The 25,410-nt window shown below is 73.3% G+C and carries 27 protein-coding genes; 14 read left to right on the forward strand and 13 right to left on the reverse strand.

Features of this window, described 5'->3' with window-relative positions; translation table 11 throughout:
• Positions 1–158: 158 nt before the first annotated feature.
• Positions 159–791, reverse strand: coding sequence for a maleylpyruvate isomerase N-terminal domain-containing protein (locus E1262_RS04810; RefSeq protein ID WP_132101874.1), 633 nt, complete (start codon positions 789–791; stop codon positions 159–161).
• Positions 792–834: 43 nt separating this feature from the next.
• Here E1262_RS04810 and E1262_RS04815 point away from each other — a divergent pair, with 43 nt between their 5' ends.
• From E1262_RS04815 to E1262_RS04825, 3 genes are all read left to right on the forward strand, one after another.
• A complete protein-coding gene (locus E1262_RS04815; RefSeq protein ID WP_132101875.1) occupies positions 835–2,133 on the forward strand; it encodes a thymidine phosphorylase in 1,299 nt (432 codons plus the stop codon).
• A gap of 78 nt (positions 2,134–2,211) precedes the next feature.
• On the forward strand, positions 2,212–2,565 hold the full coding sequence (locus tag E1262_RS04820; protein WP_132101876.1) for a cupin domain-containing protein: 354 nt from the start codon (positions 2,212–2,214) through the stop codon (positions 2,563–2,565).
• Between the two features lie 46 nt (positions 2,566–2,611).
• Positions 2,612–3,943 (forward strand): aminotransferase class I/II-fold pyridoxal phosphate-dependent enzyme, encoded by a 1,332-nt coding sequence (locus E1262_RS04825; RefSeq protein WP_132101877.1) that lies wholly within the window; start codon positions 2,612–2,614, stop codon positions 3,941–3,943.
• A gap of 27 nt (positions 3,944–3,970) precedes the next feature.
• On the opposite strand, the gene E1262_RS04830 is transcribed toward E1262_RS04825, so the two are convergent.
• A complete protein-coding gene (locus E1262_RS04830) occupies positions 3,971–4,642 on the reverse strand; it encodes an FMN-binding negative transcriptional regulator (RefSeq protein ID WP_132101878.1) in 672 nt (223 codons plus the stop codon).
• A 183-nt stretch (positions 4,643–4,825) separates the two neighbouring features.
• Between E1262_RS04830 and E1262_RS04835 the strand changes: the two genes are divergently transcribed.
• Both E1262_RS04835 and E1262_RS30175 read left to right on the forward strand, forming a co-directional pair.
• The gene (locus tag E1262_RS04835) at positions 4,826–6,409 is read left to right on the forward strand and encodes an amidohydrolase (protein WP_132101946.1); all 1,584 of its coding nucleotides are present in this window, start codon (positions 4,826–4,828) and stop codon (positions 6,407–6,409) included.
• Positions 6,410–6,578: 169 nt separating this feature from the next.
• The gene (locus E1262_RS30175) at positions 6,579–6,728 is read left to right on the forward strand and encodes a hypothetical protein (RefSeq protein ID WP_162605772.1); all 150 of its coding nucleotides are present in this window, start codon (positions 6,579–6,581) and stop codon (positions 6,726–6,728) included.
• Positions 6,729–6,818: 90 nt separating this feature from the next.
• Here the strand turns inward: E1262_RS30175 and E1262_RS04840 are convergent, their stop codons facing one another.
• Both E1262_RS04840 and E1262_RS30180 read right to left on the reverse strand, forming a co-directional pair.
• Positions 6,819–7,316, reverse strand: coding sequence for a DoxX family protein (locus E1262_RS04840; protein WP_132101879.1), 498 nt, complete (start codon positions 7,314–7,316; stop codon positions 6,819–6,821).
• A gap of 570 nt (positions 7,317–7,886) precedes the next feature.
• Positions 7,887–8,048, reverse strand: a complete 162-nt coding sequence (locus E1262_RS30180) for a hypothetical protein (protein WP_162605773.1) — start codon at positions 8,046–8,048, stop codon at positions 7,887–7,889.
• Between the two features lie 298 nt (positions 8,049–8,346).
• Between E1262_RS30180 and E1262_RS04845 the strand changes: the two genes are divergently transcribed.
• Together E1262_RS04845 and E1262_RS04850 are read left to right on the forward strand one after the other, a co-directional pair.
• Positions 8,347–9,747: an NsdA family TPR-like regulatory protein gene (locus tag E1262_RS04845; protein WP_203453541.1), complete on the forward strand. Its 1,401-nt coding sequence runs from the start codon at positions 8,347–8,349 to the stop codon at positions 9,745–9,747.
• Positions 9,744–10,628, forward strand: coding sequence for a phosphotransferase enzyme family protein (locus E1262_RS04850; RefSeq protein ID WP_132101880.1), 885 nt, complete (start codon positions 9,744–9,746; stop codon positions 10,626–10,628). Before E1262_RS04845 ends, E1262_RS04850 begins: the two co-directional genes overlap by 4 nt.
• A gap of 7 nt (positions 10,629–10,635) precedes the next feature.
• Here E1262_RS04850 and E1262_RS04855 read toward each other — a convergent pair whose 3' ends face one another.
• On the reverse strand, positions 10,636–11,301 hold the full coding sequence (locus tag E1262_RS04855; RefSeq protein ID WP_132101881.1) for an ATP-dependent Clp protease proteolytic subunit: 666 nt from the start codon (positions 11,299–11,301) through the stop codon (positions 10,636–10,638).
• A gap of 88 nt (positions 11,302–11,389) precedes the next feature.
• On the opposite strand from E1262_RS04855, the gene E1262_RS04860 reads away from it, so the two are divergent.
• Positions 11,390–12,130, forward strand: a complete 741-nt coding sequence (locus E1262_RS04860; RefSeq protein WP_132101882.1) for a DinB family protein — start codon at positions 11,390–11,392, stop codon at positions 12,128–12,130.
• 50 nt (positions 12,131–12,180) lie between these two features.
• On the opposite strand, the gene E1262_RS04865 is transcribed toward E1262_RS04860, so the two are convergent.
• Positions 12,181–14,037, reverse strand: a complete 1,857-nt coding sequence (locus tag E1262_RS04865) for a sialidase family protein (RefSeq protein WP_132101883.1) — start codon at positions 14,035–14,037, stop codon at positions 12,181–12,183.
• A gap of 159 nt (positions 14,038–14,196) precedes the next feature.
• Positions 14,197–15,018, reverse strand: coding sequence for a DUF427 domain-containing protein (locus E1262_RS04870; protein WP_203453542.1), 822 nt, complete (start codon positions 15,016–15,018; stop codon positions 14,197–14,199).
• Between the two features lie 167 nt (positions 15,019–15,185).
• On the opposite strand from E1262_RS04870, the gene E1262_RS04875 reads away from it, so the two are divergent.
• Complete coding sequence (locus E1262_RS04875) at positions 15,186–16,418, forward strand: hypothetical protein (RefSeq protein WP_132101948.1); 1,233 nt, start codon at positions 15,186–15,188, stop codon at positions 16,416–16,418.
• Between the two features lie 28 nt (positions 16,419–16,446).
• The gene (locus E1262_RS04880; protein ID WP_132101885.1) at positions 16,447–16,833 is read left to right on the forward strand and encodes a RidA family protein; all 387 of its coding nucleotides are present in this window, start codon (positions 16,447–16,449) and stop codon (positions 16,831–16,833) included.
• 112 nt (positions 16,834–16,945) lie between these two features.
• Here the strand turns inward: E1262_RS04880 and E1262_RS04885 are convergent, their stop codons facing one another.
• Positions 16,946–18,088 (reverse strand): acetate/propionate family kinase, encoded by a 1,143-nt coding sequence (locus tag E1262_RS04885; protein ID WP_132101886.1) that lies wholly within the window; start codon positions 18,086–18,088, stop codon positions 16,946–16,948.
• Positions 18,089–18,132: 44 nt separating this feature from the next.
• On the opposite strand from E1262_RS04885, the gene E1262_RS04890 reads away from it, so the two are divergent.
• Positions 18,133–19,101, forward strand: a complete 969-nt coding sequence (locus E1262_RS04890) for an LLM class flavin-dependent oxidoreductase (protein WP_203453544.1) — start codon at positions 18,133–18,135, stop codon at positions 19,099–19,101.
• Between the two features lie 11 nt (positions 19,102–19,112).
• Here the strand turns inward: E1262_RS04890 and pta are convergent, their stop codons facing one another.
• The 3 genes from pta to E1262_RS30190 are packed head-to-tail and all read right to left on the reverse strand — an operon-like array spanning position 19,113 to position 22,290.
• Positions 19,113–21,227: a phosphate acetyltransferase gene (gene pta, locus E1262_RS04895; RefSeq protein ID WP_132101887.1), complete on the reverse strand. Its 2,115-nt coding sequence runs from the start codon at positions 21,225–21,227 to the stop codon at positions 19,113–19,115.
• A gap of 53 nt (positions 21,228–21,280) precedes the next feature.
• On the reverse strand, positions 21,281–21,769 hold the full coding sequence (locus tag E1262_RS30185) for a DUF421 domain-containing protein (RefSeq protein ID WP_162605774.1): 489 nt from the start codon (positions 21,767–21,769) through the stop codon (positions 21,281–21,283).
• Entirely contained in the window at positions 21,769–22,290 is a 522-nt protein-coding gene (locus E1262_RS30190) for a hypothetical protein (protein WP_162605775.1), read from the reverse strand. The genes E1262_RS30185 and E1262_RS30190 overlap by 1 nt, the downstream gene beginning before the upstream one ends.
• 62 nt (positions 22,291–22,352) lie before the next feature.
• On the opposite strand from E1262_RS30190, the gene E1262_RS04905 reads away from it, so the two are divergent.
• A complete protein-coding gene (locus E1262_RS04905) occupies positions 22,353–23,495 on the forward strand; it encodes an adenosine deaminase (protein WP_132101889.1) in 1,143 nt (380 codons plus the stop codon).
• Here the strand turns inward: E1262_RS04905 and E1262_RS04910 are convergent.
• Together E1262_RS04910 and E1262_RS04915 are read right to left on the reverse strand one after the other, a co-directional pair.
• Positions 23,476–23,688, reverse strand: coding sequence for a PspC domain-containing protein (locus E1262_RS04910; RefSeq protein WP_132101890.1), 213 nt, complete (start codon positions 23,686–23,688; stop codon positions 23,476–23,478). The two genes, E1262_RS04905 and E1262_RS04910, sit on opposite strands and share 20 nt — an antisense overlap.
• Positions 23,689–23,759: 71 nt before the next feature.
• On the reverse strand, positions 23,760–24,362 hold the full coding sequence (locus E1262_RS04915; protein ID WP_203453545.1) for a uridine kinase family protein: 603 nt from the start codon (positions 24,360–24,362) through the stop codon (positions 23,760–23,762).
• A 473-nt stretch (positions 24,363–24,835) separates the two neighbouring features.
• On the opposite strand from E1262_RS04915, the gene E1262_RS04920 reads away from it, so the two are divergent.
• Together E1262_RS04920 and E1262_RS04925 are read left to right on the forward strand one after the other, a co-directional pair.
• Positions 24,836–25,147, forward strand: a complete 312-nt coding sequence (locus tag E1262_RS04920; protein ID WP_132101892.1) for a metal-sensitive transcriptional regulator — start codon at positions 24,836–24,838, stop codon at positions 25,145–25,147.
• Positions 25,148–25,195: 48 nt separating this feature from the next.
• The gene (locus E1262_RS04925; RefSeq protein ID WP_132101893.1) at positions 25,196–25,405 is read left to right on the forward strand and encodes a heavy-metal-associated domain-containing protein; all 210 of its coding nucleotides are present in this window, start codon (positions 25,196–25,198) and stop codon (positions 25,403–25,405) included.
• Positions 25,406–25,410: the final 5 nt, after the last annotated feature.

The raw sequence follows: 25,410 nt of genomic DNA on the forward strand, positions 1-25,410 counted from the left end.
GGCCGTCCCCTCCTCCCCATTCTCTTGGCCGCGAACCCGCGCCTCACGTCCGCTTCACGAGGATTTCTCGAGCGTCACCACGATTGCAGGCGTAGTGCGACACGAGTTCTCGTGGTGAACGTGATCATTTCCGGCCGGGGCGCGGTCGGCGCGGCACGTCAGATCGCGGTGATGTCCGACGGCGCGCGTTCGGCCCGGGACAGGGCCCGCAGCACAGCCTGTGCGCCGTGCTTGCGCACCGACAGCGTCGTCAGCAGGGCGAACACCGGGTTCAGGACGGCGTCGGGCAATGGCGGGGTGTCGACGCCGACGCTGACGGCGAGGTCGTCGTCGTGGACGGCGATCTCCAGCAGCCGGGTCGTCAGGTAGTCGTCGAGGGTCAGTGACCAGCGGCCGGTCAGGTGCACGAGCCGGCCGGCGGGCTCCGCGGACAGCGTGGCGCGGAGATCGGCCAGTGTGTCCGCCGTCCGCGCCACCAGGGCGGCCGGGCCGGCGGCGGCCGCGGCGTCGCCGCGCTCACGGATCGCGACGTTGGTCTCCGCGTCGAGGCCCGCATCGATCCACGTGGACCGGGTGTAGTGATCGAGCAGCGCGGCCGGCGGCTCGTCGGGCAGCGGCGTGGCGAGCACGTCGGGCACCGCGAGCACCTGACCGGCGAGGTGCCCGGCCAGCCCGCTGACGGTGAACGCCTCGAGCGCGCTGGGCTCGTCCCAGCGCGCCGCGACCGCGGGGTCACCGAGGAGCGCGAGCGCCGTCGCGGCCGCGTCGAGATAGGCCTGCCGCACCATCATGCCCACCAGCCTACGGTCGCACCGGAGGTGCGATGATCCCAACATGGCAGCACCCGAACCCTTCGACGCCGTCGACGTCATCCGGACCAAGCGCGACCACGGCGAGCTGTCCGACGGGCAGATCGACTGGGTCGTCGACGCGTACACGCGTGGCGTCGTCGCCGACGAGCAGATGTCGGCGCTGGCGATGGCGATCCTGCTCAACGGCATGACGCGGCGCGAGATCGCCCGCTGGACCGATGCGATGATCCGCACCGGCCGGCGCATGGACTGGTCCGCCGTCGACCGTCCCACCACCGACAAGCACTCCACGGGCGGCGTCGGCGACAAGATCACGCTGCCGCTCGCGCCGACGGTCGCCGCCTGCGGTGCCGCCGTGCCGCAGCTGTCCGGGCGTGGCCTCGGCCACACCGGCGGCACGCTGGACAAGCTCGAGTCGATCCCGGGCTGGCGGGCGTCGCTGTCGGCCGACGAGATGCTCGGCGTGCTGCGCGACACCGGCGCCGTCGTCTGCGCGGCCGGCGACGACCTCGCCCCGGCGGACAAGAAGCTGTACGCGCTGCGCGACGTCACGGGCACCGTCGAGGCGATCCCGCTCATCGCGTCGTCGATCATGAGCAAGAAGATCGCCGAAGGCACCGGCGCGCTGGTCCTCGACGTCAAGGTCGGGTCGGGCGCGTTCATGAAGGACGTCGGCTCCGCGCGCGAGCTGGCCGAGACGATGGTCGCGCTCGGCACCGACGCCGGCGTGCGCACCGTCGCGCTGCTCACGAACATGGAGACGCCGCTCGGGCTCACTGCCGGCAACGCGCTGGAGGTGCGCGAGTCGGTCGAGGTGCTCGACGGCGGCGGGCCGGACGACGTCGTCGAGCTCACCGTCACGCTGGCGCGGGAGATGCTGGCCGCGGCGGGCATCAGCGCCGGGAAGGACCCGGCCGACGCGCTGAAGGACGGGTCGGCGATGGACGTGTGGCGGCGGATGATCGCGGCGCAGGGCGGCGACCCGTCCGCGCCGTTGCCGGCCGCACGCGAGACGCACACCGTCCTCGCCCCGGCCGACGGCCTGCTGGCGTGGCTCGACGCCTACCAGGTCGGCGTCGCGGCCTGGCGGCTCGGCGCCGGCCGGGCCCGCAAGGACGAGGACGTCCAGGCCGCCGCCGGGGTCGAGCTGCACGCCAAGCCTGGCGCCGTCGTGCGAGCCGGTCAGCCGCTGCTGACGCTGCACACGGACGAGCCGGCCCGGTTCGACCGCGCGCTCGAGGCCCTCGACGGCGGCTACGTCGTCGCGCCGGCGGGCAGCCGGCCGGACCTGCCGCCGCTGGTCATCGACCGCATCGGCTGACGCGTCTACCTCGGTCCGAGCGATGCGAACGGCTGGGGCACGTGGCCGCCGTGCGTGGCCTGGAACGAAAGGACTGTCATGGTGAGACTGATCGACGCGCCGGCCCGGATCCCGGTTCCCGGCGGCAAGGTCATCGACGAGTACGTCGGCCGCGTCGCGACGCAGAACGGCGCGGTCTCGGTGGCGCGGATGCAGGCGCCGCCCGGCTGGGACGAGCCGGCCCAGGAACCGGAGTTCGACGAGATCACCCTTGTGCTGAGCTGCAGCGTCGTTGTCGAGCACGACGGCGGCAGCACCACGGTGGCCGCGGGGCAGGCGCTGTTCACGGCGGCCGGCGAGCGGGTCCGGTACACCGCCGGACCGGACGGTGCGGAGTACGTCGCCGTCTGCCTGCCGGCGTTCGCGCCCGATCTGGCGCACCGCGAGGAGTGACGGTTCGCCGCAAGAAGGGCCGCAGCCGTACCAGTACAGTTGCGACATGGCAGCCGAGCAGGTGATCGCCGGCCGCACGTCGCGGGCCATCGCGGACAGCGTCGAGGCGGCCATCGAGGCCGGCCGGCTGGCCGAGTCCGAGCCGCTCCCGTCGGTCCGCGGCCTCGCGGCGCGCCTCGGCGTCAGCCCGACGACGGTGTCCGCCGCCTACCGCGACCTGCGGCTACGCGGCGTCGTCACGAGTGAGGCGGGCCGGGTGACGCGGGTCGGCGTCCGGCCGGTCAGCCGTGCGCAGCAGTACGGCCCGGTCGGGCCCGGCGTCCGCGACCTCAGCGACGGCAACCCGGACCCCGAGCTGCTGCCCGACATCCGCGCGGCGCTGCGCCGGCTGGAGCTGCCGCCGTTCCTGTACGGCGCGCCCGCGGTGCTGCCGGAGCTGGCGGAGATCGCGACGGAGCAGTTCGGCGACCTCCCGGGCTGGCTGCGCACCAACTCCGGGCCGGTCGCCGTCGTCGGCGGGGCGATGGACGGCGTCGAGCGGGTGCTGGCCAGCCGGGCCCGGCCCAACGACCGCGTCGCCGTCGAGGACCCCGGCTACCCTGGCGTGCTCGAGCTCGTCAGGTCGATGGGCATGGTGCCGGTCGGCGTCGCCGTCGACGACGGCGGGCCGGTGCCGTCGTCGCTCGCCGCCGCGCTGGCGACCGGGCCGGTCGCGTTCGTCGTCACCCCGCGGGCGCAGAACCCCACCGGTGCCGCCGTCGACGCCGCCCGTGCGCGCGAGCTGCGCGCCGTTCTCGACGACTACCCGGACGTCCTCGTGGTCGAGGACGACCACGCGTCGCTCATCGCCGGCGCCCGGTACGTCTCCGTCTGCATCGGCCGCCGGTCGTGGGCGATCGTGCGGACGACCAGCAAGGTGCTCGGGCCGGACCTGCGCACCGGCTTCCTACTCGCCGACCCGCGCACCGCCCGCCGCGTCGCCGAACGGCAGCTGGTCGGGGCCGGCTGGGTCAGCCACCTGCTGCAGCGCCTGGTCGTCCAGCTCTGGTCCGACGACGACGTCCGCACCGGGATGCGCCTCGCGGGCGACGTCTACCGCGCCCGCCGCGAGGCGTTGCTGAGCCGCCTCGCCGAGCGGAGGATCGCGGCCCGCGGCCGGTCCGGGCTGAACGTCTGCGTGCCGGTGCCGCACGAGGTCGCCGTCGTGCAGGCGCTGCAGAGTCGCGGCTGGGCGGTACGGGCCGGCGAGCCGCACCGCACGCACGGTGAGCCGTTCGTCCGCATCACGACCGCGACGCTCACGGCCGACGAGGCGGACCGGCTGGCCGCCGATCTCGCCGCCGTGCTGGGCCGGTCGCGGCGGACGCGGCTGGCGTGAGCGCTCGCCGCACCGCCAGCGGGCGGCTCAGCCGGCGGCGCCGAGGTCGAGGACGTCGGCCATGAGAGCGGCCACCTCGCGGTCCCGGCCGTGCGTGCTGGCGGCGAGCGTCGCCTGCACCCGGCTCTGCGTGTCGACCGGCTTGTTCTGGCTGAGCTTGAACGTGCTCCGGACGTCCGCGGCGGTGAGCTCGAACGCGACGATGCCGGCCAGCAGCCGGTCGACGTAGCCGAGCGACGGCGTGGGGTCCCAGCCGGTGCCGGCGTACGCCTCGGTCGCGTCGACGCTGGCCAGGATGATCGCCAGCGCCTCATCGGGGTCGTCGACGACGCGGACCGGCCCGCTCACGTGCACCGCGGCGTAGTTCCACGTCGGGACGTTCGGCCGGTCGCCGTCGTACCAGGTGGGCGAGACGTAGCCGTCCGGGCCGAGGAACACCGCCAGCGCCGATCCCGCCGTCCGCAGCGCGGCGCTCTGCGGGTTGACCTTCGCCAGGTGCCCGACGATCGCGGTGCCGGGCAGCGGCTCGCCGTCGGCCGGCGCACGGCCGTCCGGGCCGGGGCGGCGCAGCATCGGCACATGCGTGGCGATGGGGGCAGCGCCGGCGTCGCCGCAGATGATCAGGCCGAACGGGTTCTCGCGGACCAGCCGTCCCTCGCGGTCCGGCGAGTCGGCGCGGAAGTGCCGGGGGGTGTGCATCGCGGCTCCAAAGCGGTGTCAGCCGACCGCAGGGTCTGACGTCAGTCGGCGAAACTGTACTGGTACGGATGCTGTGACCGTAACGCAACAGTCGGCGAACTGCCAGACTGTGCCCGCGACGACGGACGACGTGGAGGTGCGGTGGAGCTCGACCTGCTGGTGACCGGCGCCCGGATCCTGACCATGGACCCCACCCGGCCGACGGCCTCGCGGCTCGGCGTCTGGCGCGGCCGCGTCGTCGGGCTGGACGAGGAGGTCGACGGGCTGCGGGCGCGGCGCACGGCCGACCTCGGCGGCGCCACCGTGCTACCGGGATTCGTCGACGCGCATGGCCATCTGGCATGGACGGGCATGGCCGCCGGCCTGGTCGACCTGTCGGAGTGCCGCACCCGCGACGCCGTTCTCGACGCCGTCCGCCGAGCCGCCGCGGTCGTCCCCGGTGACGGCTGGGTCGACCTCGCCGGCTACGACCAGCGCCCGCTCGGCGGCCACTTGACCCGCGACGATCTCGAGTCGGCTGTGCCCGGCCGCCGGCTCTACATCCGGCACACCTCCGGGCACGCCTGCCTGGTCTCCGACGCCGTGCTGGCCACTGTCACCGACGACGAGCTGGCCGCGGCCGGGCCGGGCGTCGTCCGCGACGCGACCGGCCGGCCGACCGGGCTGCTGGAGGAGGGCGCGATGGCGATCGCCCGCGCCCGCCGGCTGCCGCACTCGCTGGACGAGATCGTCACCGCCGTCGAGATCGCCGGTCGCGAGTGCCTGGCGCAGGGCATCACGACCGTCGCCGAGGCCGGCATCGTCACCGACCTCGCCGGGTCGTCGCCGGTCGAGCTGGCCGCGTACCAGGTCGCCCGCGAGCAGGACCGGCTGCCGATCCGGGTCCAGGCGATGGTGCCGGCGGCGATGCTGCGGCCCTCTGGCGCGGCGGCCGGCGACGGCATCGCGCGCGCCATCGACCTCGGCCTGCGCACCGGCCTCGGTGACGACATGCTGTCGATCGGTGCGCTGAAGCTGTGGCTCGACGGCGGCATGATGGCGCGCACGGCGGCGCTCACCTCGCCGTATGTGACGCCGGACGGCTCCGACGGCGGCAACGGCCAGCTCGCCTTCGGCGACGACGAGCTGGCGGCGCTGATCCTGGACGCGCACCGGGCCGGCTGGCAGCTGGCCATCCACGCCATCGGCGACGCCGCGGTCGACCAGGCCATCGCGGTCGTCGCCGCGGCCCAGGCGGCGCACCCTCGGCCCGGCGCCCGGCACCGGGTCGAGCACTGCGGGCTGGTCCGGCCCGAGCAGCTGCCGCGGCTGGCGGCGGCCGGGTTGACCGCCGTCGTGCAGCCGACCTTCCTGCACGCCTTCGGCGACGACTACTCGTCGATCGTGGGGCCGGAGCGCAGCGGCTGGATGTACCGGGGCCGGTCGTTCCTCGACCACGGCATCCCGCTCGCCGGCAGCTCCGACCGCCCGGTGGCCGACGGTGCGCCGCTGCGGGCCATCCAGTTCATGGTCGAGCGGACCAGCTCCGGCGGCGCCCCCGTCGGACCGGACGAGGCGGTCGCCGTCGACGAGGCGCTGGCCGCCTACACCACCGGCAGCTCCTACGCCTGCCGCGTCGAGGACGTCGCCGGCAGCCTCGCCGCGGGGAAGCTCGCCGACCTGGTGGTGCTCGGCGCCGACCCGCGCTCCGTCGAGCCGTCGGCCATCGCGGCCATCCCGGTCGTGGCGACGGTTCTCGGCGGCGAGGTCGTCCACGGGGCGATCTAGCTCGAAGCCGACCGCGAGGTCCCAGGCCGCGGCAAGTCCCACAAGGGCGATGCGACTCTGAGTCCGCTCCGGGTCCCCCTTACGGGAGAGCCCCTACGTCCTGGGACGTAGGCGACGGCTCGGCTCCAGGACCGATGTGCGGGCGTCCCCCGGCTGGGACCGTAGAGCCATGGTGTTCAGGATGCTGGCGACGGGCGCGTTCCTCGTCGGCACGTCGGCGCCGGCCGGCCCCGACCCCGGCGCCGAGCCGGCGGAGTCGCCGTCGTCGCCGGGAGCGGCCGACGGCGAGCGCGAGCCGGACGCCGTCGCGGGGAAGTGACCCACCGGCGGGGGTGAACGGGGCAGCGAGAGCGCCGGGCTCGCGGGGGTCGAGCCCGGCGCTCTCGCCGGTCGTGGGGGGTGACGGTGGTCAGCGTGCGCTCGGCTCCAGCCGTGCACCGAGCGCCTTGGCGCCGATCACCAGGACGGCCGCGGCCAGGATGATGTCCTTGAACACGTACTGTGCCTCGAGCGTCGGCGTGCCGTCCGGGAACATGTCGCCGAAGAAGAGGACCAGCGGCGACATCATCCCGACCAGCGCGCCGGCCAGCACCACCAGGCCGGTGCGCAGGAACACGCCGGTGACCAGCGTGAGCCCGATGAACGTCTCGATGACGGCGGTCAGCGTCACCGCTGCCTGCCCGCTCACGAGGCCCATCGTCAGCGTGTCGACGGTCCGCATGACCAGCGGCTCCGCCGGGCTCGCGCCGGGGAAGAACTTCAGTGCGCCGAACGCCAGGACCACGATGCCGAGGCTGACCTGAAGCGCCTGGATCCCGTGCGCCGCGAGCCACCCAGCGGCGACGGCGACCGGGTCGCGGCGGGCGGATGCGCCGGTGCTCGGACGGGCGGGGGCTGTGGTGGACATGATCTACCATCCTTCGTTGAGAGGGGTCCGCGGCTTGGACTGTCCTTCTCGGCGGACCGCCGGAGTTGCCGCTCCGGCGGTCCTTCACCGACTCCGGTTCGGAGTGGCTTCACGCTACGAAGGCCTGGCGTGCCCGGGCGTCGGCTTGCGGGCGTATCTTGCGCCTACGATCGGCGACGTACGGGGTGCACGGGATCTCCCGGGGGAGTGCGGCCCGGCGCTGGAGTTGATCAGTTCACGTAGGGGTGTGTGAACACGCCGAGGGCGGAGCGCCGGGTCCGCTCACGAACGCAGAGACCGGGGGACCCGGGCGCTGCCTTCGCCCGGATCCCCCGGCCATTCCCCGTGATCCCCCGTCGTGCGGGTCGGGATCATTCCGCCGAACTCCGGCAGCACACCCGAACGCCCTATTGCTGCATCAGCCGAACGGCCGACTGGACCATCGGGCCATTCCCAGCTTCCCGAAGAATTTCACCCATGTGATTGTTCCGGGCCTCGCCGGCCCGCGCTCGAACTGGAGGAACAATTCGGACGAATCATCCCGCGCCCGGATATCGCCGGAGCCGTCATTCAGTCCGCAGTCGCGTCGGGGAAGACCGTCGGGAGCCGTCCGGCCGAGCCGTCGGGAGCGAGCGGCACGATGCGCCGGCCCTCGCGCCGGATCGGGCGCGCTTCCCAGGCGTGGTCGGCGGCGTTCCAGGTCAGGACGTACTCCGTGTCGCGGTGCAGCATCGGCCTCAACCTTCCGAATCCCCTGCGTCCCCCGGAAGTCGCGGCGGGTTGCCGGGTTCGGGGTGGTCTGCCCGGCAACCCGCCTCAAGTCACGGCATCCATGATCGGTGTCGAATCGGGAGAAAGGCACCGGCCATGACTCGTGTTTCGATCATTTCGCCGGAATTGGGTGATCAGTAGGGTATCGAGGTGGGATCATCGGGGGAGGCGAGTGGGGATGGTTCGGGATTCTCCGGAGCACCTGACAGCAATACGCCGAGAATGCGATTATGTTCCTCCCCACGTACGTGGAGACATCGTGCGCGAACCGAACGAGCACCTGCGACTGGCCCGCGAGAGCACGCCGTCGGCCGACGTGCCGGATGCGGCGATGTCCCGCCAGGAGCTGGCGGACCGCGTCAACGCCTACCTCTTCGACCACACCGGCCGGCTGCACGAGCTGGACGACAACTACATCGGCAAGCTCGAGCGCGGCATCATCCGCTGGCCCCAGGCCGCTTACCGCGAGGCCCTGCGCTCCGTCCTCGGAGCGGCGACCGACCGCGACCTCGGCTTCGTCAACACCCGCCGGCTGCAGTCCGCACCGGTCGTGCGGCTCGCCGCGCCCCAGCCGGGTCTCGCCGACGCGCACCCACCGCATCCCACGACCGCCCTCGAGCCGATGGGCGGTGAGCCGGACGTGAAGCGGCACGAGTTCCTCCGCGCGGCCTTCGTAGGAGTCGGAGGCCTGCTGGCGTCGCCGTCCACGCTGCTCGACCTGCTGGCGCCGCTGCGGCCCACCGACGCGCCGAAGCGGGTCGGCCGCAGCGAGATCGAGCAGGTCCGTGGCGCCGCCGACCTGCTGGTCAGCTGGGGGCACAGCCACGGTGGCGCAGGGGTGCGCGAGGCGGCGAACGCCCAGCTGCGCTGGTTCGGCCAGTTGCTCAACGCCCAGGCGACGCCCGAAGTGCGGGTCGAGCTGCACGAGGCGGTCGGGCTGCTCGGCCACGCCACGGCGCACATGGCCTTCGACGCGTGCGCGTACGACGACGCGCGGCAGATCTTCAAGTTCGCGCTGGCCTGCTCCGAGGAGGTCGGCAGCTGGCACCTGCGCGCCAAGGTGCTGTCGTCGCTGGCCCGGCAGGAGATCTGGCGTGGCGAGCCCGACCTCGGCCTGACGTACACGGAGCTGGCGCTGGTCCGGTCCGACCGGCTGACGGCCACCGAGCAGGCCATGCTGCACACCGCCCGGGCCCGCGCGCTGGCCAAGCTCGGCCGCTACCAGGACACCCTGCGCGCCGTTGGCCAGGCCGACGAGGCGTTCGCGCACACCGCCCCGGCCGGCGACCCGCCGTGGATGGCGTACTACGACGCCGCCCAGCACGCCGGCGACACCGGGCACGCGCTGTTCGACCTGACGGTGCAGGGTCACCGCACCGAGGCCGCGGACCGCCTGCAGGCCGCCGTCGACGGCCACACCGCCGACTACGTCCGCTCCCGCGCCATGTCGCAGACCAAGCTCGCGTCGCTGACCATGGCCGTCGGCGACCCCCACGAGGCCGCCCGCCTCGGCCTGGCCGCCGTCACCGACGCCGGGCGGCTGCACTCGCGGCGGGCCGCGATGGACCTCGCCGAACTGCGCACCTACGCCGGCCGGCACGCCGGTGTCCCCGAGGTGGCCGAGCTGCGGCATCGGCTCACCACCGCACTGGCGTCGTGACGGTCGACCACGCCCACCGCGTTCTGCACCACGCCTGCCGCCGCGCCGGACTCGATCCGGCACCGGCCGAGCTGATCCGCCGCGCCGAGAACTCCGTCTACCGCCTCCCGGGCGAGGTGATCGCCCGGGTCGGCCGGTCCGGTCAGACGGCCGCGGCCGGCAACGAGGTGCGCGTCGCCCACTGGCTGGAGCGGGCCGGGCTGCCCGCCGTCCGCGCGCTTCCTGGAGTCGAGCAGCCGGTCGACGTCGACGGCGTCCCGGTCACGTTCTGGCGGGCGCTGCCGCCGCACCAGGAGGCCGCCGACCGGCAGGTGGCTGACGTGCTGCGGCGGCTGCACGTGTTGGACCCGCCGGGCGAGTTCGCGTTGCCGGAGCTGGCGCCGTTCGTGCGCGTGCGCGACCGGATCGCGGCGGCGCCGACGGTGTCCGCGGCGGATCGCGCGTGGCTGCTCGGGTACCTCGCCGAGCTCGAGGCCCGGCACGCCGAGCTGCCGGGCGGCCTGGCCGCCGGCGTCGTGCACGGCGACGCGTGGGCGGGCAACGTGGTGGCCGACGGCGGCGGCACCGTCTGGCTGCTGGACCTCGAGCGGTTCTCCTTCGGCCCGCCGGAGTGGGACCTGGTGTCCACGGCGGTGCGCATGACATCGTTCGGGACGCTCGACGCCGCCGAGTACGCCGACTTCTGCGCCGCCTACGGCCACGACGTCACCGGCTGGGCCGGCTACGAGACGCTGCGCGACATCCGCGAGCTGCGCGCCTGCTCGTACATGCTGCAGCACGCCGGCCGCAGCGACGCGGCGCGGGCCGAGGCTCACTGGCGGCTGGCCTGCCTGCGCGGAGGGTCCGGCGACCGGCCGTGGCACTGGCGGCGCGTGTTCTGATCCTCGGTCAGAGCAGCCGGGTCAGCAGGCCGTGGGCGAAGGCGTCTTCGGCCGACAGCACCCGCCCGGCGCGCAGGTCCGCGCGGACGGCGTCGGCGTCGCGCCCGGTCGTGCCGGCGACCAGCTCGCACACCCGGTCGACCTGGCGTTCGTGCTGGTCGGCCTCGACGGCGAGCTGTGCGGCCGTGCCCGCCGCCTCGGTGCGCGGCAGCGACAGCACCAGCGTGGCGCCGCGGTGTGCGGCGCGGTCCTGGGCGGCGCAGAGGACCGCGATGGCGGGCCCGCGCAGCGTCCCGTGGACGACCACGTGCACCGGCGCGGCGAGCACGCTCACGGTGCCGGCCAGCGCGAGCGACGCGTCGAGCTCGCTGTCGCGGCAGGACAGGTGCAGCTCGACCGGCCGGGGGTCGTGCCGTCCGAGCAGCAACAGCTGCGCGGTCGTCCGGTTGGCGAGCGTCGTGTCCAGCCGTCCACCGGCGTGCACGATGCGCTCGTCGAGCAGCCGGTCCGCGATGTCGCGGTCGGACGGGGTCAGATGCCGCTCCTCCCAGCCGGGGAGGATGGGCGGCGACGGTGCCGGCCCCGTGGGCTGCCACGGCGTGCCGGGGCGGAACGGCGGCGGCACCTCGGGCGGGCCGGGCGGCCAGCTGGCGGCAGGATCGGTGCGGGGCATGGGGAACTCCTCCCACGAGGTGGTGCTCCTGCCAGCATGCACCTTTTCCGGACGCGCATCGTCCGGAACCGGCGCTACGGTTTCCGGGATGCCTGAGTTCGAGGACGAGAACCTGAGCGGCTCCCGGTTCCACCGGGTCGACCTGTCCGGGGCGCACTTCCGCGACGTCAACCTGTACCGGGTGGTGATGCGGGGCGTGGAGCTGGGCGACGCCGACATCAGCGGCGACATCACCGGTCTCACGCTCAACGGCGTCGACGTCGCGCCGCTGGTCGATGCCGAGCTGGACCGCCGCGACCCGGACCGCGCCCAGATGCGCCCGGCCGACGCCACCGGCTTCCGCGCCGCCTACGACCTGCTGGAACGGCGCTGGGACGAGACCGTCGCGCGGGCCCGCCGGCTGGACCCTGCGCTGCTGCACGAGTCGGTGGACGACGAGTGGTCGTTCGTCGAGACGCTGCGGCACCTGGTGTTCGTGACCGACTCGTGGGTGCGGCGGGCGATCCTCGGCGAGCCGGCGCCGTGGCACCCACTGGCGCTGCCCTGGGACACGATGCCCGAGTATCCCGGCGTCCCCTGGGATCGCGACGCCCGACCGTCCCTCGACGCCGTGCTCGACCTGGTGCGGGACCGGCGGGCCACCGTCCGGACGGTGCTCGGCGGCCTGACGGAGGAGTCGCTGGCGGCCGACACCGCGGCGCCCGACGGCCCCGGCTGGCCGCCGCCGCGCAGCTTCCCCGTCCGCGAGTGCCTGCTGATCCTGCTCAACGAGGAGTACCAGCACCGCCTCTACGCCGAGCGCGACCTCGCCGTCCTGGAAACGCGCTGACTCCTCCCGCCGCCCGCCGGTACCGGCGGCGGAAGGAGCCCAGGCGGCGGTCAGGACTCGTCGCTGAACGTGCCTCCGAAGATGTCGGAGTTGCCGAACGTCGGCGGGCACTGGGTGTTCGGGCCCGGCCGCAACGCGCCGGAATGGGCGTTGGGCAGCTCCGCGGCCGACGCCCGGTCCGCCGGCCGGTCGCCGACGATGGGCTCGGCCGTACCGGCCAGGACGTCCTCCACGAATGCCTGCCGGTAGGCGTTGATGGCTGGGCAGACCGTGCCGTTGCGCATGTCGTTCCAGACCAGCGAGCCGTAGTCGCGGGTCGCCACGGCGTAGTTGTAGTCGCCGAGGAACTCCGACGTCAGCCCGTTGGCCGACGAGGCTCGCCCGTCACCGATGGCGCCGCGCAACTCCGTCGTCCACGCCCCGATCGCGCCGGTGACAGGGTTGACGTCGGCGTGCCGCACGACACCGAGCATCCGCCGCGGCGACGTCGTGTCGGTGCGCCACGGGTCGAGCCAGGCGTTGTAGACCAGCCAGGCGTCCGTGCCGTCCGGCGAGATCGCGACGGCGGGGAAGTTCGCCCGGTCTGCGCCGTCGTTCGCGTTCATCGGCGCCGAGTAGGTGTCGCCGCCGTTCGTGCTGCTGACGACGAAGGCGCGTTCCTGATTGACGCCGGCGCGGTCGTCGGACCAGGTGATGAGGATCTGGTCGGTGGCGTCGGCACCGGACGGAGCGCCGTTGGCGATGTCGATGCTCGGGAAGGAGTTGGTCCGCGCGCCGGCGATGCCGTCGATGGTGAACCGGCCCTGGGCGGGGTCGAACTGGCCGATGCCGGCGATCGGTCGCACGATCACCCGCGGCCGCTCGAAGTTCGCGCCGCCGTCGAACGAGCGGGCCTGGAAGAACACGCCCTCGCGAGTGCGGACGTCGGTGCCGATCCAGACGACGTAGACCACGCCGGTGCTGTCGGTGCGGATCGCGCAGCCCTGGCGGCCACCGGTCTGCGGGTTGTTCGTGGCCGGGGTCAGCTGGCGGGTGCGCCAGGTGTCGCCGCCGTCAGTGGACCGGGCAAACAGTACCGGTTCGGCGCCGCCGGCCCCGCGGAAGCCGACATTGCAGACGTAGGCGTTGCCGAAGTGCGGGCTCGATTCCGCGTTGTCCGCCCAGACCTGCTCCTTGTCGCTGAACAGCGCCGAGCTCTGCCGGGTGACGACGACCGGGTCCATCCAGGCGTCGTTGTCACCGGCGATCGCGCCGGCGATGTCGTCGGTGCGCGAGATGGCGATCGCGGCGGCGCCACGGAAGCCCGGGTTGCCGGGGAACGGGGTAGCGATGTTCGTGTAGTACAGCCGCTGGCCGTTCGCCCAGGAGAAGTCGCCGTCGGCGTCGGGCACCGGCCCGAACGCCAGCTCCGGGTCACCGTTGGAGACCATGCCGTTCTCGAAGTAGTTCGGCAGCGTGCCGATCGGGCCGTCCGGGTCCGGTACGCACCCGGTGTCGGTGGGCGGCGGCTGGCCGGGAGCGAGGTCGGGCTGACCCAGGCAGCTCGGCGTCACTCGCGCGGAGTAGCCGGTGTACGTCGGCTGGACCCAGGTCCGCCCGGCATCGGTGGAGAACTGCACCCCGGACAGGCCCACGCCCGGCGTGAACGGACAAGTGCGGTCGTCGCCGGCGTTGCACGCCTCGAGGTCGATGTTGTCGTTCGCCCCGGCCGCCAGGATGTTCGGCTGGACGGGGTTCACGGCGAGACCCGGTTCGTTCTGCTTGTTCTGCGAGAACAGCTGGTCGTTGCTCCCCACGGTGACCTCGGTGGATCCACCGGGGGTCAGCGGGGCCGCTGCGGCGATCCCGGCGACGAGGACGGTGCTGAGGGCCGCGGTGATCACCACGGTGGGTCGCCCGATGCGCATGACATCTCCTGTCTGTGGCGGAAAGGTCTGCGCGGCGCGCCGCATCAGGTGACCAAGCCCCCCGAGGCGCCCGGTGCCCGGACGCGGTGGTCGCAGCCAGCAGCCTTCACCCGGGGTGCGGTGGTCGCAAGCGGTGGTCGGAACCGGCCGGTGACCGCGTCACGACCACGGCGAGACGGGGCGCGGCCGGGGCTTGCCGTCGACCGTGACGTCGACCTTCTCGTCGAAGAACGTCATGCGGTCCTTCACCTCGACCCCGTCGGACAGCGGCTGCTCGTAGCTCCACGCGAGGTTGCGGCGCACCTGGCTGTTCACCTGCGCGGACCAGTACCGCGCCTGCCCCTTGTACGCGCACCAGCTGCGGGTGTCGCTGGGGACGAGCAGGTCCATGCGCACGTCCTCGCGCGGGAGATAGGTGCGCACGGGCAGGTGCGTCTCGAACAGCAGCTTCGCCCGCGTCGACTCGGCGAGCACGACGCCGTCGACGGAGATGACGAGGTGCCGGCTGGTGGAGCGCACGTCGATGCGCTTGAACGGGTCGCGCGCATGGGCGAAGTTCTGGTCGTCCTCCTCGAGCCACTGGTCGAAGGCCGCGTAGTCGAGGAGGACGTAGCCGGCGAGGTCGCGGTCGTCAGCCCGGAAGCCGGCCGCCTCCAGCGTCGTGCCGCCCCGCCGCAGCGACAACGGCTCACCGGGGGTCGAGCGGACGGAGAACGGCGTGCGCGGATCGAGCACCGGCGGCCCGTCGGCGTCCATGCGGACGGGGTGCGCCTCGGCCTCCGGCGATGGGTCGGCGGGCAGCAGCTCGGCGTCGAGGTCGGCCTCGGGGACGGCGTAGCCCGGCACGATGCGGCGCGGTTCCCACACCACCATGGCGGTGGTGGTGTCGGCCCAGGTCTGGCCGCCGACGAGGGCGCGGACCCGCTTCGGGGACGGCTCGAACCGCAGCTCCGGCAGCGCCCCCATGATGAGGGCACTCATCCTGATGGCCATGGCCCACTATCCGCGCGCGAGAATGGCCGCGTCAACGACGGAGGGCGGGAGACGTGGCGGGGAAAGCTGACAATGGGCCGCCGGCCGACGGCACGGGCAGGAAACACGACAATGGGCCGCCGGCCGACGGCACGGGCAGGAAAAAGGTCGAGCAGGTGTCGACGGCGTCGGTGCTGGGCGCGCTGGCGGGCGTGGCCCTGGGCGCCGGACGGGGGAGGCGTGCGGCGGCGCTCGGGGCACTGGTCGGCGCCGCCGTCCTTGGGGCGTCGGAGTACGTGGCCCGGAGGCGGCAGCGGCCGGACGAGATCCCCGCGCTGCCGCACCGGATCCTGGCCAGCGGCGCCGTCGCCGCGCCGCTGGGCTGGGCGGCCGGCGCGCTGACCCGCCAGCCGGCGGCGCGGGTCGCGCTGGCGGCCGGCGGCGTGGCCGGCGGGCTCGGCGTCCGGCCGCAGAAGGTGCTGCTCGGCCCGGCGATCGGACTCGCGGTGCGCCCGGCCGTCGCGGGGAGCACCCCGGCGCGGGCCGCCGCTGTCGCCGTCGTCGCCTACCGGATCGCCGCGGCCGCGCTGTTCCGCGACCCGCAGGTGTCACTGCTGGCCGAGCGGGCCGCGCCGGCTGACCTGCCATTCGTGGTGCCGCTCGCGGCGCGCGGCCGGTACGTCGGGACGGAGTTCGTGCGCCACCTCGCCGCCCAGCTCGACGGCACGTACACCCGCGACGCCCCCGACATCGGCATCGTCGCGTCGCTGGACGAGCTGGTCGGCGGCGACTTCTACCCGGCCGCCGTCGACCCGCTGGTGCGCGAGTTCTACGAGCACACGACCCGGTTCGCGCTCGACATCGTGCCGGAGTGGCGGGCCTGGGTGCGGCCGGGCTACCTGCTGTACCGGACGGCGCTGGCCCGGCCGCTCGGCCAGGCCAACGTGCCGATGAACCAGCGCCAGGCGCAGCGAGGCGTCGTCAGCCGCATCGACACCGTCGACCAGCCCGACGGTGCCCGGGTGCGCGGCTGGATCCGCTCCTACGCCGACGACGACGAGCCGATCTACGTCGGCGTCTACACCACGTACCGCCGCGACGGCCGCGGCTACGTCAGCGTCGGCTTCCCGGTGCCCGGCGGCAGCTTCACCGCGACCCTGGAGCCGCGGCTGCGCCCGGGCGGCGGGCTGACGCTGACCAGCCACGGCACCCGCGTTGACGCCGGCCACTATCTCACCGTCGTCGACCCCGACACCGGTGAGCTGACGACGCTCACGGTGCCCGGCTTCGGCGAACAGCTCCAGGTCTGGGCCGACGGCGGCGAGCTACGTGCCGACCACGCGTTCTCGCTGTTCGGGCTGCCGTTCCTGGTGCTGCGCTATGGCATCAGCCGCAAGCCCACGCCCTGACCGACATCCGGCCGCACCGAGGAGACCGATGGAACTCGTCCCGCACAACCCTGCCGAGGGCGTCTACCCCGCCACCGACGACTACGTGCACGCCATGGAGGTCCGCGGCGCCGGCCGGCTGCTGTTCGTCGCCGGCACCATGGGTCTCGACTCGTCCGGCCGCCCGGGCGCCGGCCTGGAGGAGCAGCTTGAGCTGATCTGGGCCAACATCCGCGCGATCCTCGCGTCCGCGGGCATGACGGTCGACAACATCGTGCGGCTGACCAGCTACCTGCGCGATCCTGCCTACGCCGAGGCCAACGCCGCCGCCCGGACCGCCGCCCTCGGCGACCACCGGGTGCCGACGACGGCCGTCGTCGCGACCACCCTCGACCCGGCCTGGCTGGTCGAGATCGAGGTGGTGGCCGCGGGCTGAGCGAGCGGCCGCGTCACGTGGTGTCACTACGTTTTCTGGAGCGTCACCACGATTGCAATCGTGTCGAGGCTCCAGGAATCCTGGTGATGCGGATGATCATGGTCCGGTGCGATCAGGCCCGCGCGACCAGCCCGGTCGCCTGGCGGGCGATCTCCAGCTCCTCGTCGGTGGGAACGACGAGGACGGTGACGTCGGCGTCGTCGGGCGAGATGACCTGGGCGCGGCTGCTGGTGAAGGAGTTGCGGACGTGATCGACCTCGACGCCGAGGTGACGGAGTCCGCCCAGCGCGTGCGAGCGCACCCACGAGTCGTTCTCGCCGACGCCGGCGGTGAAGACGATGGCATGCGCCCGGCCGAGCACCGCGAGGTAGGCGCCCACGTAGTGCCGGATCCGGTAGCAGTACAGCTCCCGCGCCAGCTGCGCAGCGGCGTCGCCGGCCCTGGCCCGCCGGTGCACCTCGCGCAGATCGTTCGCGCCGGCCAGGCCGAGCAGCCCGCTGGATCGGTTGACCAGCCGGTCGAGGTCGTCGACGGACAGCCCGGCCTCGCGGTGCAGGTAGAACAGTGCGCCGGGGTCGACGTCGCCGCTGCGGGTGCCCATGACCAGGCCCTCCAGCGGCGTCAGCCCCATCGACGTGTCGACGGAGCGGCCGCCGCGCACCGCCGTCGCCGACGCGCCGTTGCCCAGGTGCAGGACGACGAGGTTGGTGTCGGCAGGGTCGCGGTCCAGCAGCCGGGCCGCCTCGCGGCTCACGTACGACACCGACGTGCCGTGGAAGCCGTAGCGGCGCACACCGTATCGGGCGGCGACCTCGCGGTCGAGGGCGTACGTGTACGCGACCTCCGGCAGCGTCTGGTGGAACGCGGTGTCGAAGACGGCGACGTGCGGGACGTCCGGCAGCTCGCGCCGGGCCAGCCGCAGCGCCGTCAGCCCCGGCGGGTTGTGCAGCGGCGCCAGCGGTGCGAGCTCCTCGATGGCCCGCTCGACGTCGTCGTCGACCAGCGTCGGCTCGGCGAAGCGGTCGCCGCCGTGCACGATGCGGTGCCCGACGGCGGCCAGCCCCAGCTCGTCGAGCGGGCCGCACTCGCGTTCCAGCTCGGCGACGACCTGACGGAGCGCGGCGGCGTGGTCGGCGACGCCGTCGTCCTCGCCGATCCGCTCCACGATGCCCTTGGCCAGGCGGGCCGGGCCGGCCGGGTCGATCAGCTGGTATTTGATGGACGACGATCCGCAGTTGAGCACGAGGACGGTCATCGAGGGGGTCCGTTCCTGTCGGAGGGTGCCGTTACTGTGCCGCCATGCCTACCAACCGCCTGCAGGTCGGATTGTGCTTCGACCGATCGTTCCCGCCCACCTTCGTCACCGAGGTGGCCCGCTCGCTCGAAGCCGGCGGCGCACAGCAGCTCTGGGTCATCGAGGACTGCTTCTTCACCACCGGCCCGAGCCTCGCGGCGGCGGCGCTGACGGTCACCGAGCAGCTCACGGTCGGTGTGGGCATCCTGCCGGCGGTCGCCCGCACCGCGCCCGTCACGGCCATGGAGATCGCGACGCTGTGCGGGCTCGCGCCCGGCCGGGTGCTGCCCGGCGTCGGGCACGGCGTGCAGGAGTGGATGGCGCAGATGGGCGTGCGGCCGGTGTCGCCGCTCACCGCGCTCGAAGAGGTCATGGTCGCGGTGACGCGCCTGCTGGCGGGCGAGCAGGTCACCAGCCGCGGCCACTACGTCAACCTCGACGCCGTCCGGCTCGACCAGCCGCCGGCCGACCCGCCGCCGGTGCTGGCCGGCGTGTTCGGGCCGAAGTCGCTGGCTCTGGCCGGCCGGGTCGCCGGCGGCGTGGTGCTGGCCGAGCCGGCGAGTCCGTCCTACGTGCGCTGGGCGCTGGAGCAGGCCGGCCGTCGTCCCGGTGACCCCGATTTCCACGTCGCCGTCTTCGGCGTCGTGTGCGTGAAGAAGGACCGCGCCGAGGCGTACCGCACCATGGCGCCGTGGCTGGGCCGTCAGCTCGACCAGCCACGGACGACGCTCACCACGCTGCCGTTCTTCGACGATCTCGCCGCCCGCTACGCAGACAAGGGCCTCGACGGCCTGGCCACCATGCCGGCGGAATGGTGGACGGAGCTCGCGCCGGTCGGCACGCTCGACGACGCCGCCGCGCACCTGCAGGGCCTCGAGGACGCCGGCGTGCGCAGCATCGGCATGTACCCCATTCCCGACGTCGAGGTCGCCCGGACCCAGCTGGCCGACGTGGTGGAGCTGGCCCGGGGCTAGCCGCAGAGCGGTCACGGCGCCTCCGCCCCGGGCTGCGCGGCCGGAGGCGGCGGAGCCGCGGCGGCCGGCTCGGCCGACTGCGCCTGGATCGCGGTGATCGCGATCGTGTTGACGATGTCGCGGACCAGCGCGCCGCGGGACAGGTCGTTCACCGGCTCACGCAGGCCCTGCAGGACCGGGCCCACCGCGACGGCACCGGCGCTGCGCTGCACCGCCTTGTACGTGTTGTTGCCGGTGTTGAGGTCCGGGAAAACGAACACCGTCGCGCGGCCGGCCACCTCGCTGCCGGGCAGCTTGGCCCGGGCCACGCTGGCGTCGACCGCGGCGTCGTACTGGATCGGGCCCTCGACCTCGAGATCCGGCCGGCGTTCGCGGACCAGCGACGTCGCGGTCCGCACCTTGTCGACGTCGGAGCCGGTGCCCGACTCGCCGGTCGAGTACGACAGCATCGCGACCCGCGGCGCCACGCCGAACCGCGCCGCCGTCTCGGCCGACGAGATCGCGATGTCGGCCAGCTGCTCGGCCGTCGGGTCGGGATTGACGGCGCAGTCGCCGTAGACCAGCACGCGGTCGCGCAGGCACATGAAGAACACGCTGGACACGATCGACACCCCGGGAAGCGTCTTGATCACCTCGAACGCCGGCCGGATGGTGTGCGCCGTCGTGTGCACGGCACCGGACACCATGCCGTCGGCAAGTCCGAGCTGCACCATCATCGTGCCGAAGTAGGAGACGTCGGCGACCTGGTCCCACGCCATCTCCTGGGTGACGCCGCGGTGCTCGCGCAGCCGGGCGTACTCGTGCGCGAACCGGCCGCGCAGCTCGCTCTCCCGCGGGTCGACGACCTCGGCGGCGCCGATGTCGACGCCGATGCGGTCGGCGGCGGCCGCGACGTCGGCCGGCGGCCCGAGCAGGGTGAGGTCGGCGATGCCGCGGCGCAGGACGGTGTCGGCGGCGCGCAGGATCCGCACCTCGGTGCCCTCGGGCAGCACGATGCGCCGGCGAGCGGATCGAGCGCGGTCGACGAGATCGTGCTCGAACATCAGCGGCGTGACGACGCCGCTGCGGGTGACGTCGAGGCGGTCGAGCAGGTCGCCGCCGTCGACGTGCCGGTCGAACAGGGCCAGCGCGGTCTGCACCTTGCGAGTCGCGTCGTAGGTCAGCCGGCCGCGGACGGCGGCCAGTGCGGTCGCCGTGCCGAACGTGTCGCCGGGTGCCGTCACGATCGGCAGGCCGACGTCGAGGCCGTCCATCAGCCGGACGATCTGCGCCGGCAGCTCGAACCCGCCGTTCAACACCACGCCGGCCAGGGTCGGGAACGTCTTCGACCCGTGCGCGGCCAGCACGCCGAGCAGCACGTCGCTGCGGTCGGCCGGGGTGATGACGACGGCGTCGTCGAACAGCCGGTCCAGCACGTGCGGCAGCGTCATGCCGGCGACGACCAGCCCGCCGACCTCGCGGCCCAGCCGGGACGGGTCGCCGCGGAACAGCTCGCCCCCGGCCGCTGTGACGAGGTCGCCCATGGTCGGCGCGGACAGCAGCGGCTCCTCCGGCAGCGCGTACGCCGGGCCGAGCCCGCTCAGCGCCGTCCGCGCCTCGTCCAGCGCCGCTGGGGGCACTCTGTTGGCGACCAGCGCGGCCAGCGTGCCGTAGTTGGCGGCCAGCTCCGCGGTGGCCAGCTCGGCGACGGCGCGCAGGTCGGCGGGCGACCGGGCGTGGCCGTTGAGCACCAGCACCACCGGCGCGCCGAGGTTCGCCGCCACCCGCGCGTTGAAGGAGAACTCCGTCGGGCTGTCGACGTCGGTGTAGTCGCTGCCGACCACCACGACCGCCTCGCACTGCGCGGCCACGGCGCGGTACCGGCCGAGGATGGTGCTCATCGCGGCGTCGGGGTCGGCGTGCACGTCCTCGTAGGTGACGCCGGCGCACACGTCATACGGCAGGTCGACGCCGTCGTGCTCCAGCAGCAGTTCCAGCACGTAGTCGGGCTGGGTGCCGGCCCGGACCACCGGACGGAACACGCCGACCCGGCCCAGCCGGCGGGTGAGCGCCTCCAGCGCACCGAGCGCGACCGTCGACTTCCCGGTCTCGCCCGTGACGGATGCCACGTAGACGCTGCGAGCCACCCCGAGAGGCTATATCGCCTTGGTGCACGTCGTGCGGCGCCCTGCCCGGCGAGTCACATCGCCTCCGCGCCCCGTTTCGGCGGCTCCTCGCTCCCACGCGAGTTGGACCGGGCGAAGACGGAGAACGTGCCGTCGGGCTCCAGCACCATGAGGTCGACGTCACCCAGGTCGCGGATGCCGTGCTCGCGTGCGGCTTCGAGGACGTCGTCGATCGGCAGCCGCTCGTAGCGCAGTACCTCGTCGTCGACCTTGCCGTCCTTGATGATGACCGTCGGCTCGCCTTGAAACAGCTTCCGCGGACGCTTGAACCGCCAGCTCAGCCAGGACAGCAGAACCGACAGAAGGGCGAAGGTGGCGACGGCGAGCGTGCCGCCGGTCAGCGAGAGGTCCTCCTGCAGGACGGTCTGGCTGATCAGGTCGCCCAGCGTGACCAGCAGGATGAGGTCGAACGCGGACAGCTGCGTGACCTGCCGCTTCCCGGACATCCGCAGCACCAGCCACAGGATCACGAAGACGACGGCGGCGCGGACGACGATGTCCATCAGGGCAGCACCGTCATCCGGAAGTCCGCCTCGACCATCACGACGTCCTGGTCGACGACGGCGACGGTGTACCGCCCTGAGCTGGGCAGCTGCCCCGGCGCCGTCCGTGCGTCGAGCATGATGTGCAGGACCTCGCCGGCGGGCGGGCTGAACTCGTACTCCAGGCGGTCGGGCCCGGACGTCTCGCCGTCGGGGTTGGGGTACCAGTCGTTGAAATCGGCCCGGTCCAGCAGGTCCTTGTCGATCGACAGGGTGACCGGTCCATCGAATCCGCCGTCGCGCCGGACACTGATCTCCAGCGGAATGGGGATGCTCGGGCGCGTGATCTGCGCGTGCCGGACGGTCAGCTCGTAGCCGCCACCGGACGCCGCGGTCGTCGCCGCCCGCGGCCCGAGCAGGCCGGCGAGCGCCGCCACCACGAGCACAGACAGCGCGACGATGCCCACCCGGCGCAGGTTCCGGCCGCGGCGCGACGCGGCGGCGTCCCGGCTGGTCGGCAGCGTCGCCAGGTGCTGGGTCACCTCCCCGTTCTACCGGGGACCGCGCGGACGCCGCGGGTGGCGCGCCGGAGTAGCGTCGAAGCATGCGACCGACCGACGCCGAGATCCTGTCCGCGCCGAAGGTGCTGCTGCACGACCACCTCGACGGCGGACTGCGGCCGGCGACCATCCTGGAGCTGGCCGCGGAGATCGGGCACGAGCTGCCGGCCGCCGACGAGCCCGGTCTGCGGCAGTGGTTCGTCGAGGCCGCCGACTCCGGGTCGCTGGAGCGGTACCTGACGACGTTCGAGCACACGGTCGCGGTCATGCAGACGCACGACGCGCTGGTCCGGGTGGCCGCCGAGTGCGCCGAGGACCTCGCCGACGACGGTGTCGTCTACGCCGAGGTGCGTTACGCCCCGGAGCAGCACCTGAACGGCGGCCTCTCGCTCGACGAGGTCGTCGCGGCGGTGGAGCAGGGGTTCCGGCTGGGTGAGACGCGGGCAGCCGAGGCGGGCCGGCCGATCCGCGTCGCGACACTGCTCACGGCCATGCGGCACGCCGCCCGGTCCCGCGAGATCGCCGAGCTGGCGGTGCAGAACCGCGAGGCCGGCGTCGTCGGCTTCGACATCGCCGGCGCCGAGGCCGGTTTCCCGCCCACCCGCCACCTCGACGCGTTCGAGTACCTGCGCCGCGAGAACGCGCACTTCACCATCCACGCCGGCGAGGCGTTCGGGCTGCCGTCCATCTGGGAGGCGCTGCAGTGGTGCGGCGCGGACCGCCTCGGCCACGGCGTGCGCATCATCGACGACGTCGAGGTGCGGCCCGACGGTGAGGTGCACCTCGGCCGCCTGGCGGCGTACGTCCGCGACAAGCGGATCCCGCTGGAGCTGTGCCCGTCGTCGAACATCCAGACCGGTGCCGCCGGCTCGATCGCCGAGCACCCGATCGGCCTGCTTGCGCGGCTGCGGTTCCGGGTCACCGTCAACACCGACAACCGGCTGATGAGCGGGACGTCGATGTCCCGCGAGTTCGCCCTGCTGGCCGACGCGTTCGGCTACGACCTGCCTGACCTCGAGTGGTTCACGGTCAATGCGCTGAAGAGCGCGTTCATCCCGTTCGACCAGCGGCTCGCGCTGATCAACGACGTCGTCAAGCCCGGCTACGCCGCGCTGGGCGCCCAGCGGGCGTTCGACCGCGTCCGGGCCGCCGGGACGACGGAACGGCTCAGTCCTCGGTCGGCATGATGATCCAGAGCGCCAGGTAAACCAAGATCTGCGGACCGGGCAGCAGGCAGGACAGCAGGAAGAGGAGCCGCACGGTGCGCGTCTTCATGCCGAACCGCCGGGCCAGGCCGGCGCAGACGCCGGCGATCATGCGGTTGCCGGTCGGGCGGACCAGGCCGCCGCGGGCCTCGGGGTAGTAGCTGCTTGTGCTCATACCTCAACGGTAGGTCCGCGCGACTGCCCGGGACGTCCGTCTCGCGGATGGTCCGACCCGGAGCCTGCAGGTCAGGGCTTCCCGGAGGGCGCGTCGGCGGCACCCCTGATGGCTTTGCGGGCGTCCTCCGCATTGGCCGGCCGGGCGCCCAGTCCGCGCTGCCGGTCGACGATCGCCCGCTCGGTGCGCATCAGCGCGCGACCGCGGCGCAGCAGGGTCAGCGGCGGCTTGCGGTGCTCGGCGAGGTCGCGGGTGAGCCGGCGCAGGAAGTTCTTCCACGGCTTGCGGTGCAGCACGATGGCGTCGGCCAGGATGCCCCGTGCCCGGCAGGCGTCGACGATGTCCGCCGCGAACAGGCCCTCGGCGACGAACACAGGCGCGGTGCCGACGGTGAACAGCTCTGTGCCGACGGTGCGGTCGTGCGCGATGTCGTAGACCGGGATCTGCGCACTGCCGGTGCGGCACAGCTGGACCAGCGTGTCGACGGCGCGCTCGGCGTCCCAGGCCCGCGGATCGTCCCAGTCGACGATGCCCAGCTCCGGATGGCGCGGCATGTCCGGGTCGTCGCCGTCGCGGTAGAAGTGGTCGAGGTTGAGCACTGGCAGGCCGCTCTCGCGGGCCAGCCGGGACTTGCCGCTGCCCGACGGGCCGGCGAGGAGGACGACATGGTGCACGGACGCACAGTCTGTCACGCTGCGTGGCAGGTGGGGGACGTGTGCCTGGTCACGGAGCCGTTCGCACCACCCGTGGGCGGATGCGGGAAACGGCTCGGTCGCGGCACACGGTGACTCGTGCCCACCGCGCTGGAGTACGCGATCGACGCACTGTCGGATCCCGAGGTTGGTGACCTCGATGGACTCCTGGCGGCCGCCGCCGAGGCGCTCCGTGCCGACGCGGGAGCTGCGGGCGCCGTCAGGCGGGACTTTCACCCGCTATAGCGAGGAAGACCCCCTCCTGGCCTTTCCGTCGTCGCCTGATGTGCGGATTGCTGCTGCTCTGGCCGTAGTGGAGCGCACATCACGACAACCGCCGGCACTGAGACCGCTAGACATACCCTAGGGGGGTAGTGTACGAATGGATGCAGACGCCGATACCGCACCTGGGTACCGTGTAAGGGAACGGATCGGCGTCGACGCGAGGAGGACACATGACCGAGACACCGGGTGCCGAGCACGGCCACCACGGCTACATCCACCGCAAGGACGACTACCTCAAGCGGCTCACCCGCATCGAGGGTCAGGCGCGGGGGCTGCAGCGCATGGTCGCCGAGGAGAAGTACTGCATCGACATCCTCACGCAGGTCTCGGCCATGACCAAGGCACTGGAGTCGGTCGCCCTCGGGCTGCTCGAGGAGCACCTGGCCCACTGCGTCGTCGAGGCCGCTCGCCAGGGCGGTCCCGAGGCCGACGTCAAGGTCAAGGAGGCGTCCGACGCCATCGCCCGGCTGGTCCGGTCCTGACTCGCGACGTCCACGCACCACCGTCCTAGGCACTAGGAAAGGCATCGCATGACCACCTCCACCTACACCGTCGTCGGCATGACCTGCGACCACTGCGCCGGCTCGGTCCGCGAGGAGCTCGGCCGCCTCGACGGCGTCAGCCAGGTCGACGTCGACCTCGCCAGCGGCAACGTCGACGTCACCAGCGCCGCGCCGCTGAGCGCCGACGACGTCAAGGCCGCGGTCGAAGAGGCCGGCTACCAGCTCGCCGGCTCCTGATCCCA

Origin of the sequence: Jiangella aurantiaca, assembly GCF_004349105.1 — a bacterium.
In the GTDB taxonomy this organism is placed as follows: Bacteria; Actinomycetota; Actinomycetes; order Jiangellales; family Jiangellaceae; genus Jiangella; species Jiangella aurantiaca.

Coding starts and splice junctions, on each gene's coding strand:
- E1262_RS04810 (WP_132101874.1), bottom strand. CDS start 791: ATGATGGTGCGGCAGGCCTATCTCGACGCGGCCGCGACGGCGCTCGCG.
- E1262_RS04815 (WP_132101875.1), top strand. CDS start 835: ATGGCAGCACCCGAACCCTTCGACGCCGTCGACGTCATCCGGACCAAG.
- E1262_RS04820 (WP_132101876.1), top strand. CDS start 2,212: ATGGTGAGACTGATCGACGCGCCGGCCCGGATCCCGGTTCCCGGCGGC.
- E1262_RS04825 (WP_132101877.1), top strand. CDS start 2,612: ATGGCAGCCGAGCAGGTGATCGCCGGCCGCACGTCGCGGGCCATCGCG.
- E1262_RS04830 (WP_132101878.1), bottom strand. CDS start 4,642: ATGCACACCCCCCGGCACTTCCGCGCCGACTCGCCGGACCGCGAGGGA.
- E1262_RS04835 (WP_132101946.1), top strand. CDS start 4,826: ATGGACCCCACCCGGCCGACGGCCTCGCGGCTCGGCGTCTGGCGCGGC.
- E1262_RS30175 (WP_162605772.1), top strand. CDS start 6,579: ATGGTGTTCAGGATGCTGGCGACGGGCGCGTTCCTCGTCGGCACGTCG.
- E1262_RS04840 (WP_132101879.1), bottom strand. CDS start 7,316: ATGTCCACCACAGCCCCCGCCCGTCCGAGCACCGGCGCATCCGCCCGC.
- E1262_RS30180 (WP_162605773.1), bottom strand. CDS start 8,048: ATGCTGCACCGCGACACGGAGTACGTCCTGACCTGGAACGCCGCCGAC.
- E1262_RS04855 (WP_132101881.1), bottom strand. CDS start 11,301: ATGCCCCGCACCGATCCTGCCGCCAGCTGGCCGCCCGGCCCGCCCGAG.
- E1262_RS04860 (WP_132101882.1), top strand. CDS start 11,390: ATGCCTGAGTTCGAGGACGAGAACCTGAGCGGCTCCCGGTTCCACCGG.
- E1262_RS04865 (WP_132101883.1), bottom strand. CDS start 14,037: ATGCGCATCGGGCGACCCACCGTGGTGATCACCGCGGCCCTCAGCACC.
- E1262_RS04870 (WP_203453542.1), bottom strand. CDS start 15,018: ATGAGTGCCCTCATCATGGGGGCGCTGCCGGAGCTGCGGTTCGAGCCG.
- E1262_RS04880 (WP_132101885.1), top strand. CDS start 16,447: ATGGAACTCGTCCCGCACAACCCTGCCGAGGGCGTCTACCCCGCCACC.
- E1262_RS04885 (WP_132101886.1), bottom strand. CDS start 18,088: ATGACCGTCCTCGTGCTCAACTGCGGATCGTCGTCCATCAAATACCAG.
- E1262_RS04890 (WP_203453544.1), top strand. CDS start 18,133: ATGCCTACCAACCGCCTGCAGGTCGGATTGTGCTTCGACCGATCGTTC.
- E1262_RS30185 (WP_162605774.1), bottom strand. CDS start 21,769: ATGGACATCGTCGTCCGCGCCGCCGTCGTCTTCGTGATCCTGTGGCTG.
- E1262_RS04905 (WP_132101889.1), top strand. CDS start 22,353: ATGCGACCGACCGACGCCGAGATCCTGTCCGCGCCGAAGGTGCTGCTG.
- E1262_RS04910 (WP_132101890.1), bottom strand. CDS start 23,688: ATGAGCACAAGCAGCTACTACCCCGAGGCCCGCGGCGGCCTGGTCCGC.
- E1262_RS04920 (WP_132101892.1), top strand. CDS start 24,836: ATGACCGAGACACCGGGTGCCGAGCACGGCCACCACGGCTACATCCAC.
- E1262_RS04925 (WP_132101893.1), top strand. CDS start 25,196: ATGACCACCTCCACCTACACCGTCGTCGGCATGACCTGCGACCACTGC.